At 40.0% G+C, this 11,653-nt stretch carries 15 protein-coding genes; 1 reads left to right on the forward strand and 14 read right to left on the reverse strand.

What is annotated here, in order from left to right; translation table 11 throughout:
* The first annotated feature begins 685 nt into the window (after positions 1 to 685).
* On the forward strand, positions 686 to 1,327 hold the full coding sequence (locus ACEYV4_RS06850) for a VTT domain-containing protein (RefSeq protein ID WP_373842595.1): 642 nt from the start codon (positions 686 to 688) through the stop codon (positions 1,325 to 1,327).
* Here ACEYV4_RS06850 and ACEYV4_RS06855 read toward each other — a convergent pair.
* The 14 genes from ACEYV4_RS06855 to ACEYV4_RS06920 all read right to left on the reverse strand — a co-directional run bounded on the left by ACEYV4_RS06855 (position 1,277) and on the right by ACEYV4_RS06920 (position 11,508).
* Positions 1,277 to 1,897, reverse strand: a complete 621-nt coding sequence (locus tag ACEYV4_RS06855; RefSeq protein WP_373842596.1) for a DUF1461 domain-containing protein — start codon at positions 1,895 to 1,897, stop codon at positions 1,277 to 1,279. The two genes, ACEYV4_RS06850 and ACEYV4_RS06855, sit on opposite strands and share 51 nt — an antisense overlap.
* 22 nt (positions 1,898 to 1,919) lie before the next feature.
* Positions 1,920 to 2,693 (reverse strand): TIGR01457 family HAD-type hydrolase, encoded by a 774-nt coding sequence (locus tag ACEYV4_RS06860; protein ID WP_373842597.1) that lies wholly within the window; start codon positions 2,691 to 2,693, stop codon positions 1,920 to 1,922.
* Positions 2,690 to 3,226 (reverse strand): YutD family protein, encoded by a 537-nt coding sequence (locus tag ACEYV4_RS06865; protein ID WP_373842598.1) that lies wholly within the window; start codon positions 3,224 to 3,226, stop codon positions 2,690 to 2,692. The genes ACEYV4_RS06860 and ACEYV4_RS06865 overlap by 4 nt, the downstream gene beginning before the upstream one ends.
* A gap of 41 nt (positions 3,227 to 3,267) precedes the next feature.
* Positions 3,268 to 3,876 carry a metallophosphatase gene (locus ACEYV4_RS06870; RefSeq protein ID WP_373842599.1) on the reverse strand — a complete coding sequence of 203 codons (609 nt, stop codon included), beginning with the start codon at positions 3,874 to 3,876 and terminating at the stop codon, positions 3,268 to 3,270.
* A 90-nt stretch (positions 3,877 to 3,966) separates the two neighbouring features.
* Positions 3,967 to 5,172 (reverse strand): acetate/propionate family kinase, encoded by a 1,206-nt coding sequence (locus ACEYV4_RS06875; protein WP_373842600.1) that lies wholly within the window; start codon positions 5,170 to 5,172, stop codon positions 3,967 to 3,969.
* Positions 5,173 to 5,188: 16 nt separating this feature from the next.
* Positions 5,189 to 6,199, reverse strand: a complete 1,011-nt coding sequence (locus tag ACEYV4_RS06880; RefSeq protein ID WP_373842609.1) for a class I SAM-dependent methyltransferase — start codon at positions 6,197 to 6,199, stop codon at positions 5,189 to 5,191.
* Between the two features lie 252 nt (positions 6,200 to 6,451).
* Positions 6,452 to 6,883, reverse strand: a complete 432-nt coding sequence (locus tag ACEYV4_RS06885; protein ID WP_373842601.1) for a type IV pilus minor pilin ComGF family protein — start codon at positions 6,881 to 6,883, stop codon at positions 6,452 to 6,454.
* Positions 6,880 to 7,176: a hypothetical protein gene (locus ACEYV4_RS06890; RefSeq protein ID WP_373842602.1), complete on the reverse strand. Its 297-nt coding sequence runs from the start codon at positions 7,174 to 7,176 to the stop codon at positions 6,880 to 6,882. Before ACEYV4_RS06890 ends, ACEYV4_RS06885 begins: the two co-directional genes overlap by 4 nt.
* On the reverse strand, positions 7,157 to 7,585 hold the full coding sequence (locus tag ACEYV4_RS06895) for a hypothetical protein (RefSeq protein WP_373842603.1): 429 nt from the start codon (positions 7,583 to 7,585) through the stop codon (positions 7,157 to 7,159). The genes ACEYV4_RS06890 and ACEYV4_RS06895 overlap by 20 nt, the downstream gene beginning before the upstream one ends.
* Positions 7,582 to 7,896: a competence type IV pilus major pilin ComGC gene (comGC, locus tag ACEYV4_RS06900; RefSeq protein WP_373842604.1), complete on the reverse strand. Its 315-nt coding sequence runs from the start codon at positions 7,894 to 7,896 to the stop codon at positions 7,582 to 7,584. Before comGC ends, ACEYV4_RS06895 begins: the two co-directional genes overlap by 4 nt.
* Positions 7,896 to 8,969, reverse strand: a complete 1,074-nt coding sequence (locus tag ACEYV4_RS06905; protein ID WP_373842605.1) for a type II secretion system F family protein — start codon at positions 8,967 to 8,969, stop codon at positions 7,896 to 7,898. The genes comGC and ACEYV4_RS06905 overlap by 1 nt, the downstream gene beginning before the upstream one ends.
* Complete coding sequence (gene comGA, locus ACEYV4_RS06910) at positions 8,887 to 9,864, reverse strand: competence type IV pilus ATPase ComGA (protein ID WP_373842606.1); 978 nt, start codon at positions 9,862 to 9,864, stop codon at positions 8,887 to 8,889. Before comGA ends, ACEYV4_RS06905 begins: the two co-directional genes overlap by 83 nt.
* A gap of 96 nt (positions 9,865 to 9,960) precedes the next feature.
* Positions 9,961 to 10,707, reverse strand: a complete 747-nt coding sequence (locus ACEYV4_RS06915) for a YebC/PmpR family DNA-binding transcriptional regulator (protein WP_373842607.1) — start codon at positions 10,705 to 10,707, stop codon at positions 9,961 to 9,963.
* A gap of 72 nt (positions 10,708 to 10,779) precedes the next feature.
* Positions 10,780 to 11,508 (reverse strand): hypothetical protein, encoded by a 729-nt coding sequence (locus tag ACEYV4_RS06920; protein ID WP_373842608.1) that lies wholly within the window; start codon positions 11,506 to 11,508, stop codon positions 10,780 to 10,782.
* Positions 11,509 to 11,653 lie beyond the last annotated feature (145 nt).

The raw sequence follows: 11,653 nt of genomic DNA on the forward strand, positions 1-11,653 counted from the left end.
GCATGTATTAGGCACACCGCCGGCGTTCATCCTGAGCCAGGATCAAACTCTCATATAAAAAGATATAAGAATTTGAGATAGCTCTCAAATTTAAAAGTATTAAGCGAATTGACTTCGCAAATGTTTTGCTCCGATCACCAAAGTGATCAGAGACCCTACACATTTGATTCGTCGAAACTTTGTTCAGTTTTCAAAGGTCTACCAAGTTGCCGAAGCAGCTTTTATATTATATCACATCAGTTAGCATTGTCAACAACAAATTTTGTTTTTAATAAATTCCAGCAAAACTGACTCATATAATATATCATCTAAAATAACTACTGTCAACAATATCTTTAGCTAAAAATTAAATCTTAACCAAGGCTTATCACTGACAACGCTAATTACTATACCGTGATTGCTTATTATTGTCAACGCCTTTTTGATATATTTTTGACCCACTAAATCAGTATTCCTAAACAATTATAGGCTTAAGCGTATTAAGATTAGGATATCACTAATATCAAACAATTTTTAAGCCTTTTTTCCTTCATAAATTAGTCAAACACGGACAAAATTAAAAGTCTTTTTACTTTTATAATTTTTAAGTATCAATTAATAATCGTCCATAAGTCTTCCTAAATTCATTAAACTCAATTATTATGATACAAGATTAAAATAAAACTAAATAAAGGGGAATTAATAATTGTCTGCATTAATTGATTTCATTCTTCATATTGATGTCCACCTAATCCAAATTGTAAACCAATTCGGTAACAGTACTTACCTAATCTTACTAGCAATTGTTTTTATCGAAACGGGAGCTGTTATCCTCCCTTTTCTTCCAGGAGATTCATTACTATTCGCCGCTAGCGCATTGGCTGCCGATCCTCGCTATCACCTTAGTATTTGGATATTCATTACTACCTTCCTATTAGCATGCCTATCCGGTGATTCCGTCAACTTTTTAATTGGCCATCATATTGGCAAGGGACTTTCTAACCATTCCCTTTTTGGCAAGCTAATTAACAAAAATAGTCTCGCTAAAGCCGAACTATTCTTTGAAAATCATGGTGCTTCAGCCATTATTCTGGCACGCTTTATGCCAATTATTCGAACTTTTGCTCCCTTTGCTGCGGCCGGATCCGGTTTCCCATACCAACGCTTTATTCGTTATAGTTTAATTGGTTGTATTGCCTGGGTAACTCTTTGTTGCACCTGCGGCTTCTTCTTTGGTAATCTTCCCTTTGTCCAGAATCATTTTTCAATTATTATTCTCGCAATTATTGTTATCAGTTTAATTCCGGCGATGGTAGGATTTTTGCGTTCCAAGCTTAAAAAAGTCTAGATATAACCATCCCCACAAAGCAATTAGCAACACTAAACTAACAGCTAACCAAATTAACGCCAGTCGCAAAAAAAAGCTGGTTGGCATTAATAAAATAACAGGATCAAAATGCGGATTCAAAATCCAATCTCGATTTTGAAAAAGCAAAAAATGAAGCTTAATAAAACTAGCTGGGAAACTAACCAATGGTAACCAACTAGTCAGCACAAAAACATAAATAATCACTTTTAACGGTATCATTAACTGCCATAGTTGATGACGCCGTTTTTGCTTCTCTAGTGACCACCATGCTAATGGAACAGTTATTACCAACACCGTCTCATTCAAAAGTAATAAATGACGAACATCACAAAAATGATGACTCGCTTGAAGCGTCAGTGGAATAAAATGAAGATAAAGATGCCAGGCCCAAGGAAGTTGTAAATAAGCCAATAGACGTCGATAGTCACTTGCCAATTCTTCGCTATTAAAATGTCTTAACAGTTGCTTAGGATAATCCACTAACAATGGTGAAATATTAACAGTAATAAAAAGGGCGGTACTCATGATTGCTAAAAAACATACCAGCATTATTAAGTACACCCTTAATTGATTATTTAACTTGCCATTCATCAAGACTATTCACCGTGTAAGTCGGCTGAATTGCCATTTTTGCAACCTGAGCGGGCGTAGACAAACCAGTATACACCAGTAAACTATCCATCCCGGTATTAATAGCCGCACGAATATCCGTATTATAGTTATCACCAACCATAATAACCTGACTACTAGTCATCTGCTCCCTCTTGAGGGCCATCCGCATAATTAAAGCTTCAGGTTTCCCAATCATTATCGGCTTCTGCTGAGTGGCATATTCCACCAATTTAACAATCGAACCGGCCCCAGGAACCATACCACGTTCGTTAGGAAGGTTACTATCAGCATTGGTCCCAATGAAAGTCGCACCTGCCCGAATCAAAAGCACTGCCGTCTCCAATTTAGCGTACGTAACGTGTGAATCCAACCCTACAACAACATAATCGGGAGCTTGCTTAGTCTCAACAAACTGCCGAGCTTTTAAAGCTAAACGCAAGCCACTTTCCCCCACTATGTAAACTCGGCGATGGTTACCGGCAATCGTTGCAAGATAATCAGCAGTTGCTAAAGCAGTTGTATAAACATTCTTAGCTGTCACGTTGATGGAATGATTATGCCGTAAATTATCAGCAACAAATTCAGGAGTCCGCGTACTATTATTAGTAACAAATAACACTGTTTTCCCGGCCCGTTGAAGTCGTTTAATAAATCGGGCAGCCGCTGGGATTCGTTTTGTCCCCTTATAAGTTGTTCCATCGAGATCAATAAAATATCCCTGGTAGCTCTTCATTGTTTTACTCCTTGTTTTCGTTGATGAATCACAAATTTTTGTTGGTGACGGCCGGTTTTCACCCGCTTTGCCCGCTGGTGATGACGATAACGAACATCAGGCTGGCGTAGTTTCTTCCTACGCTCCTTAATAACCGGACTAAACCGCCGATGACGCCGTCGCCGGGGCGTCCAAACATCATCATTATGAATGATAAAATAGGCACAGCCAAAATTACAATCTTCAAACAGGTAGTCTTCAATCGTATCAACTCCCTGCTCAGCTTTAAAAAGTGGATTATCGTGAGCATAAAAGCCCTTCAGTCGTAATTGATCATAACCCCAATCACCAACGATATAATCATACTTACTAAGAATATTACTATAACGCTTAGCAAGTGCTGTACCATTAAAGCCATCCCGGTATTCTTTAACGAGTTCATACTGATGACCATTTAGCATAAAATGAGTGTGATCACGAGCCACAAAGTGATAAAGGTCAGCCCGTTGCTCTTCACGTTGATCAATGTAATTCTGAATCTTGGCTCGGTTCATTTATATCCCCCTTAATAAAACACTTTTTTAATCATAGCACGCTAACGTCGCTTAGCAAAATCAAGGGCTTTTTTCTCTACCATTGTCTCAACTTCGCGAAAATTAACCGGTGCTCCAAACGGTGGTTTAGGACTCAAATAATCCAGTTCTGGACTATCAATACCAACGTTAATATTTTCCTTCGCTGGGACCGAATAGTGATGAATATGACCATGCAGATTAATAATCTGAGGAGCAATTCCTAACATCATCGGATAATGAGTCAGATAATATTGACGGTGATCATATTTCATCAAGACCCCGACATCATGAAACTCAAATTTAGGACGGCCATCAAAATCATAGTTATGCGCCGCTAAGTATTTAAAGAGCGCCCGACTATCATGGTTACCCTTAATCAACACCAGATGACCATGGAGTTGGTTAAGCACTCCTAAAACTGCTTCGGCCGATTTACGAGCCGGTTTAGTAAAATAGAGTGCAATATCACCTAAATGATAAACCAGGTCATTTTCACCAACTTTAGCATTCCAATGATTAATAATGGTCTGATTCATTGTTTCTACATCTGGAAACGGTCGTGGAGCAAAATCATCAATTCCTAACAAATCACTATGAAAAAAGTGTGTATCTGCAGTTACAAACTTCATGATAAGCCTCCTTAACCTCTAAGAATAGTACAAAATAGCCTAAGACCAGCATTAGCTAATCTTAGGCTATTTGGTCTGCTAACGATTAAATTACTTGTTAGCTTGTTCCTTTTTTAAACGTTCAATGTCCCGAACAATCATTAATTCCTCATTAGTTGGAATCAATAGAGTCTTAATCTTAGCATCAGGAGTAGACAGGTCTCGTTCAACACCATGACACTTGTTCTTTTCTTGATCAATCTTAATACCAAAGTAACCTAATTTGTCAGTAATCATCTTCCGAACCGGAATACTGTTTTCACCAACACCGGCTGTAAAGACGATTGCGTCAGCACCGCCCATTTCGGCAATGTAAGCACCAACATACCGAATAATTCGGTTAACATACATATCAAGAGCTAATTGGGCCTGCTTATTACCCTTGCCAGCAGCGTCTAAAATATCACGCATATCTGGTGACAGCTGAGAAACACCTTCCAAACCAGACTTGTGATTCAGAATATCAATCATCTTTTCTGAAGAAACTCCTAATTTCTCCTGAACGAAGGTTACCAATGATGGATCAACATCACCAGAACGGGTTGCCATCATAATCCCAGCCAATGGTGAGAAGCCCATTGAAGTATCATAAGACTTACCACCCTTGATTGCCGTAATTGATGCACCAGCACCAAGGTGCATTGTAATTAATTTCAGATCCTTTAATGGTTTACCCAGCATTTTGGCGGCCCGACCAGCAACGTAACGGTGACTGGTCCCGTGAGCACCGTACTTTCGTGCACCATACTTTTCATACCATTCATACGGAACGGCATAAAGAGCATTCTTCTTTGGCATGTTAACGTGGAAAGAAGTATCAAAAACGGCTACAGCAAAAGCTTTTGGCAAAACCTTCCGAAAAGCCTTGATACCAATCAGCTCTGCAGGGTCATGCAGTGGTGCATATTCTGATAATTGGCTTATTTTATTAATCACGTCATCGTTAATGACTGCAGAGTCCTTAAAGAATTCACCACCGGCAACTACTCGGTGCCCAACAGCAGTAATTTCATCGTAACTATCAACAATATCCAAATCAATCAATTGGTCTAATAGGTATTGAACTGCGGCTCCATGATCAGCAAATGGTTTCTTATCTTCGTGTTTTTGGCCATCACCATACTTAATCTTAGCATGGCCCATCTTTTCACCAATACGTTCAATTGTTCCCTCTGCGACAACGTTTTCACTTGGCATATCGAATAACTTAAATTTTAATGTCGAACTACCAGCATTAACGGCAATTGTTTTTGACATTTTTGACTGTCTCCTTTTATTGATTTAAATTTGTGGCTACCCAGTGATCGATTTCTGCAATAAAGTCTGCAAATTCTTTTGTCTTTTTAAAAGACGGAAATTCACCTAGCAAAACTTTAACTGCTTGCTTACTGTTACCACCCTGACGCTGTAATAACAAGATTGCTTTCTGTGCAGAATGGTTAGCAAAAAGTTCAGCAGGCAAGTTAATTAACCCTTGCAGGTAAGCAACCGACTGAATCCACTTAATGAATGACTGTGATTCCTTAGTCTGAAATAGATTACTTGGTACCAAAAAGACCCCGAAACCACCTGGCCGCAAGTAATTCATCGACTGTTCAATCAATAGGTGATGAACATATGAATGACCCTTCTTTGCCCGCGTTTGATAATTACCCGTATTCTGGTCCAACGGATAATAACCAATTGGTAAATCTGAAACGGCAAGGTCACATTGCGGAATATCCAAAGCATTAATTGCATCTTGATGATACAAGTCAACCTGTAATTTTTGCAAAGCAACACTTGCACTTGCAACCTCTAACATTGATGGATCATTATCAATCCCATAGCCATGAATTGGTTCATGACTAATCTTTTGTAATTGATTAATCACTGTTGTCAGCAGGTTTGCCGTACCAACAGCTGGATCAAAGATTGAATATGGTCGATTTAATTTGGTAACTTTCTCAATCAAAAAAGCCATCAAAAAACCAATTGTATCTGGAGTCATCTGATGATTAGCCTGAATAGCATCCTTGCGAATCACCTTCAAAAAACTAAGCTGTACTAGTTGTCGTAATGTTTCTGCATCAGCATGGGTTAAATCTAGTTGCTGGTAAAGGTGTGTTAATTGCTTAACCGTCTGCTGGTCAGGGATACCATCTTCAACCTGAACATCATGATTAATGACATTTTCGATATTCTCTAGCATTGCATCAAGGTAAGAGGAACGCAATGCAGCCTGCAAGATCTCCGTTCCGTGATCAAACAATTGAAATAATTGTTGTGGTGTTTGCTGTGCCAGTGTTGGTCACCTCCATTAGATTACAATCATTCCATTAACAGTTTACCGACAATATCGAATAAATTCAAGAATCCGCTTTCCATCAATTCTTATTTTTTCATGATCAAATTATTGCTAGCCGTTTTTAAGAAATCTCGTGCCAGTTGATCCTCCAACTGCCATTGAGTCGCATAATAGTGATACTGCCAAATAACAACTAAACAAATTAGCGCTAATAAAATAATACTTGTTACTAACGCATAGCCCCTTAGCCTATTTTTGATAAAATTGAACAATTCCCGTCTCCTGTTCACCATTAGTTCGTTCCACCTCCACAAGAACCCGTTCTCCTGATAGGCGTCGAAATGAATAACGGTCACCTTTAATATTATCCAAAAGGCGTAAATAACCACCCCGGTTCACTGCCGTTAAATAAAATGCATCGCGGCCATGTAATTGGTACTGAAGATTATTTACTGGGCTGGTTACAATTAATTCTCGTCGTCTAACCTCCTTTAAGACGAAATGATGCCGAGGGCTTTCAAGCTCATGAAGAAAAATATACCAGTCTGTTGTCTGATTCAAGCTATGTCGATTAACTCGTCCTAGGGCTGTCAACGAAAAATTAATTAAAACCATCACCAAAGCCGTCACTACGAGAGCAGCTATACTTTCAGCAATTGTAAATGCCGTTAATCTTCTCATTGTTGTAAGCTCACCACCGTTTTATGTCCGTTTTGAACAACCACACCACGAGAATTAGCTAGTGCTCGATAAGGGCCCCGTTGAATACTAACCGTCTTCTCACCCCTAGTTGCAATTAACTGGTCGGTAGCCTCTTTAGCTAGGCGGGCTGCAATTAACCGTGCTTGGTGATGACGCTGCTGAATGCTTAACTGCTGTTGACCAGCTAATAACATCCCAATTCCTAAAGTAACAATGGTCAAGGCTACTAAACTATCTGCTAAAACAAAGCCCTTAATAATTTGTTTTTTCAAGTCGGTATCCTCCCCATGCTAATTGGACTTTCATTTGATAGCGTCGGTGGTGGTCTTTAGAATCAAAAGTCATTGTTTGCGGAGCCACGTAACCGTCCTCCTGCATGTCAACATCACCAAAACGGACCACTCTTAACGACGAAGGAATATCAACATCCACGCATTGGTGTGGGTATCTAAAATCGATTTGTTGACTATCATGATCATAACTTATTATTGTTCCCCGGTGTGTTAACTGAGCTGTCACCTGTGCACGTTGCCAATTCTGACGCATAGTTTGCCAAAATTGTTGTTCTGCAACCTGCTGATGAACAGGATTAAGGTTGGGCATTGTCATTACTAAAAGCATGATAACCATTCCTAAAACAATAATGGTTTCAACCACCGTAAATGCGGGCCATTTATTCATCGTGAAATCACCCGTCCATTTTCAATTGAGATATGTTCTTTATGAGCCTTATCAACCTGAGCGCTAGTTAGATAGTCGTGTTGCCGCAAATCCTCTAATGTAACTTTATTCGTACCGGTTTCATTTTCATAAGCATCTACCTGGGTTTGAACTACTGCTACCATGGCATGGCGGTGGATACGATTAGCATTGTCCCGTTGCTTAGCCAAATTAGGCAAAATAATCAATATTAATAAACTAATAATAAAAAGAACAATTGACATTTCGAGAAGCGTAAATCCTGATTTTTTTCTAGCAAAGACTTTGTTCATCAGACAACCCCCTGAATGGAATGATAAATCGGTAAAAGAATACTGAGGTACAGGATAACAATAATTAGGGCAATTAAACCAAAGATCACTGGCTGGATCCAGACCAGTAAATGTTCGATTCGTTGGGTTAACCGGCGAAATTGGATTTTAGCCAAAGCTGCCAACTCATTTCCTAAATCTTTTAAAGTTGCTCCTTTATTAATAAAGATTACTAATTCGCCTGGAATAAAGGGATATGATTGAAGCGTACGATCTAGACGCTCACCTTGTTCTAATTGCTGATTCACAATCAGGCTAAACTGATGCAAAAGTGATTGTTCCTGAAATCGACTAGTCACTCCCATAATCTCTTTAAGCGAAAGTCCATGACATAACATTACCGCCAGGTTAGTAGTAAGATAATAGCGATAATATAAGGTATAGCAAGGCCCCACCACTGGCCAATGACAGCGGGCAACCAATCGTTGTAATGGAGTAGCACGTCGCCAATACCAACGTTGTAAAAGTATTCCCACTAGCGCTATTCCTAATATATATAAGCCAACATTAACTCCTAATGTTATCAATGGCGAAGAACCACCACCGCCAGTTTGCCAAGTAGCTAGCTCTGGATAAACAAAGCTAGCAAGACCAACTAGTACTACTAAAAGCATTCCTAACAACAATAAGGGATACTGTAAAAGGCCCCGCAATTTTCGTCGCTGTTCTTCACGCGTTGCCAATAAGGTTCCAATCTCACCTAAGGTAATGTCAAGATCCCCATGCTGTTCGGCCAACAATAATTGATAATACAAGTCCGCACTAACGTAGGGACGGATCCCCGTAGAAAAAGACTTACCCATTTGTAATTGCTCTCCTAAATGCTCAAGAAAAGGCCGCAATCGTGGATAAACAGTCAAAGTAAACTGAATTGCATGACGCAATGAAAACCCAACCGCCAGCAAATCATGAATTAGCAAAAAACACCGTGCTTGCTGAGCTGGTCGAAACTTAACCGGTTTGAACCGTTGCTGCTTCGGCTTGTGTAATTTTGCCACTAGTAACTGCTTGCTGAAGGTATGTCGCCCAATCATTTGTCATCCCTCTTCCTTTGCGCTCAACCATTTCCTGACGTAAGTTCGTCCCAACTAAAAAATCAAACAATACTGCGGGTGATTTATTTTTTTGAATCAATAACCGCTGATAACAAATTCCGTTTAATACCTGGTCTAAGTAATATGGAGCTACCCCTAATTGTTCTAAACGAGCCAATACCCCATAAACGTTTTGGGCATGAATGGTGCCTAAAACTAAGTGCCCGCTAAGTGCCGCTTGAATCGTCATCTGTGCCGTTTGTGGATCACGAATCTCACCCACAATAAAAACGTTTGGTCGGTGACGTAATCCCAGGCGTAATAGTTGTTGATAATCCATCCCTGCTAATTCATTAACCTGCAGTTGAATAAAACGAGGCTCAGCAATTTCCACCGGATCTTCAATCGTCATCACTATTTGGTGGTCAGCAAGCTCCCGTGCTAACTGGTACATAGTGGTAGTTTTCCCGGATCCCATTGGACCTGCAAACAAGATCAACCCACGCCGATGTAAAAGCGCTTTCAAATTATGCCACTGTTGTGGAAACAAAAGATGATAATTAGCAGACGTTAATTGGTAAATAAAGCGAACTACCAATGATTCACGACCCTGGTAGTCACCAACACTTGATAAACGCAGGTTAACTTTTTCTGGTCCTAAATGCCAGTCCATTGCACCCAGCTGCGGACGGCGATGCTCACTAACGGCCATGTCAGCACGATATTTCAAATAAGTAATAAATCGTTGCCCATAATCTAACGAAACTTTCTTGAACAATTCTAACTGGCCTTGGTCGGCAACCATTAGGCGATAGTAATTTTTGTACGGCAAAATATAAAGATCCGCAATCCGTCGATTAATCACTACCGCTAATTCCTTTGCAAAGCTTTCCATGTTTCATCCCTCCTACTTAGTTAGAACGATAAAATTGTATTTTAAAATGAAAAAAGCCACCGAGTCATCTCGGTGACTTTTTATATTAAAAATTAATTATTCGTCGTCATCATCATCGTCGGGTAGAATCCCGGTCTCATAGATATCGGCGACATCATCATTAGCAGTTAATTCATTAATCAGGTGACGATACTGCTTAGCCTTATCAGCAGGTACTGCGGTCCGATTCTGCGGAATCATGGTAACAACTGCTGTATCAAGATCGTACCCTTTCTTTCGTAAGGCATCACGAACACTCGTCATATTGCTCGGGTCGGTGATAATTTGGAATTTCTTATCAGTGGCTTTCATGTCATCAGCACCAGCATCTAACGCATCCATTAGCATATCATCTTCGCTCTTGTCTAACCCGTCACGTAAGATTTCAATTAATCCCTTGCGATCGAACATGTAGGAAACAGAACCACTAGCTCCTAATGAACCACCCGCATGACTGAAGGCTGATCGTACAGCAGATGCCGTCCGGTTTTTGTTATCGGTTAACGCCATTACCATCACGGCTACACCACCTGGAGCATAACCTTCGTAGGTAACTTCTTCAAATTTAGCACCGCCAATACCAGAAGCCTTAGCAATGGCACGGTCGATGTTCTTCTTTGGCATGTTTGCCGCGTGTGCCTTATCAATTACCAGCCGCAACTGAGAATTGTTTGCTGGATCAGGATCACCTGCTTTAGCTGCTTGGTACAAATCACGTGAAATTTTTTGAAAAATCTTACCACGTTTAGCATCCTGGGCACTCTTCCGCCCTTGAATGTTATGCCATTTTGAATGTCCTGACATTACTGACTCCTCTTTTCTTAATTAATGTGATAAACAGATAAATTCTAGCAAAGTTTAGGGATTAATTCAAGGTTAACGGTTACTCCCCCATCCCCATCTGACAATCCGAATTGCCAAAAGGGTAAGGCCAATAACCAATACAACACTAAGCATTGCCATTGCTCGATGGCTAAAATCTGTTACTAATTGGGTGACAAAAGAAACGTAGTCTGGTTGATCCTCTACCAATTGCGGTCCCACTTTAGTTACTAGCCAAACCAACAGGCCATCAATGATTACAGCTCCAATACAAATTTTGCTAAAACTAATAATTAAGTGTCGATGCAAGACGGCTTGGACAACCATTATCAACATCACTAAAGCAGTTACTACCGTAATAATGGTAACACTAGTACGGATAAGCTGCACCACATGAACAAACTTAGTCACTGCTGTTGAATTCAGCTGAGCATTAACCGCATCATTAACATTCTGACTAAGTGCCGTCATTGCCGTACCGCCAGCTCCTGCTAAACCATATTGAGCCAATTGACTATTGACACTAGAACCAACATGAGCCATTACTGGAGAAAGGTCCACCCGTAATTTCTTGCCGGCATAAACCTGGTCAACCACTTGGGTTAGTAAATGATTCGTTTCTCGATCTGTTAAGGCTGAATTAGGGATTCCGTAGCGTTCCAGGCCAGCATTAACCTGATCTGTAATGGTAGTTGCAACAATTGAATCTTTAATTTCATGCACAGCAAAGTGACGATTTAAAAGGGTTGCATTCATGATCAAACAAAGCATCAACAAGCCCAAAATAATAGTTCCCCACAGGTTAAAAAGGTGATGTTTTCTTACTGATGGCTGTAAATTTTTTTATTAACTGTTGATTGAGTAGCTGCTGCCCGTTGCTGAGCCCGTAATTCACTCCGGGTTACCATTCACTATTGCTCCGTAGATT

It is taken from the genome of Limosilactobacillus sp. (genome assembly GCF_041859915.1).
Classification (GTDB): domain Bacteria; phylum Bacillota; class Bacilli; order Lactobacillales; family Lactobacillaceae; genus Limosilactobacillus.

What these genes read in the sequence shown, in the direction of transcription:
- ACEYV4_RS06855 (WP_373842596.1), bottom strand. Translation starts at nt 1,897, where the DNA reads ATGCTGGTATGTTTTTTAGCAATCATGAGTACCGCCCTTTTTATTACT.
- ACEYV4_RS06860 (WP_373842597.1), bottom strand. Translation starts at nt 2,693, where the DNA reads ATGAAGAGCTACCAGGGATATTTTATTGATCTCGATGGAACAACTTAT.
- ACEYV4_RS06865 (WP_373842598.1), bottom strand. Translation starts at nt 3,226, where the DNA reads ATGAACCGAGCCAAGATTCAGAATTACATTGATCAACGTGAAGAGCAA.
- ACEYV4_RS06870 (WP_373842599.1), bottom strand. Translation starts at nt 3,876, where the DNA reads ATGAAGTTTGTAACTGCAGATACACACTTTTTTCATAGTGATTTGTTA.
- ACEYV4_RS06875 (WP_373842600.1), bottom strand. Translation starts at nt 5,172, where the DNA reads ATGTCAAAAACAATTGCCGTTAATGCTGGTAGTTCGACATTAAAATTT.
- ACEYV4_RS06885 (WP_373842601.1), bottom strand. Translation starts at nt 6,883, where the DNA reads ATGAGAAGATTAACGGCATTTACAATTGCTGAAAGTATAGCTGCTCTC.
- ACEYV4_RS06895 (WP_373842603.1), bottom strand. Translation starts at nt 7,585, where the DNA reads ATGAATAAATGGCCCGCATTTACGGTGGTTGAAACCATTATTGTTTTA.
- comGC (WP_373842604.1), bottom strand. Translation starts at nt 7,896, where the DNA reads ATGAACAAAGTCTTTGCTAGAAAAAAATCAGGATTTACGCTTCTCGAA.
- ACEYV4_RS06905 (WP_373842605.1), bottom strand. Translation starts at nt 8,969, where the DNA reads ATGATTGGGCGACATACCTTCAGCAAGCAGTTACTAGTGGCAAAATTA.
- comGA (WP_373842606.1), bottom strand. Translation starts at nt 9,864, where the DNA reads ATGGAAAGCTTTGCAAAGGAATTAGCGGTAGTGATTAATCGACGGATT.
- ACEYV4_RS06915 (WP_373842607.1), bottom strand. Translation starts at nt 10,707, where the DNA reads ATGTCAGGACATTCAAAATGGCATAACATTCAAGGGCGGAAGAGTGCC.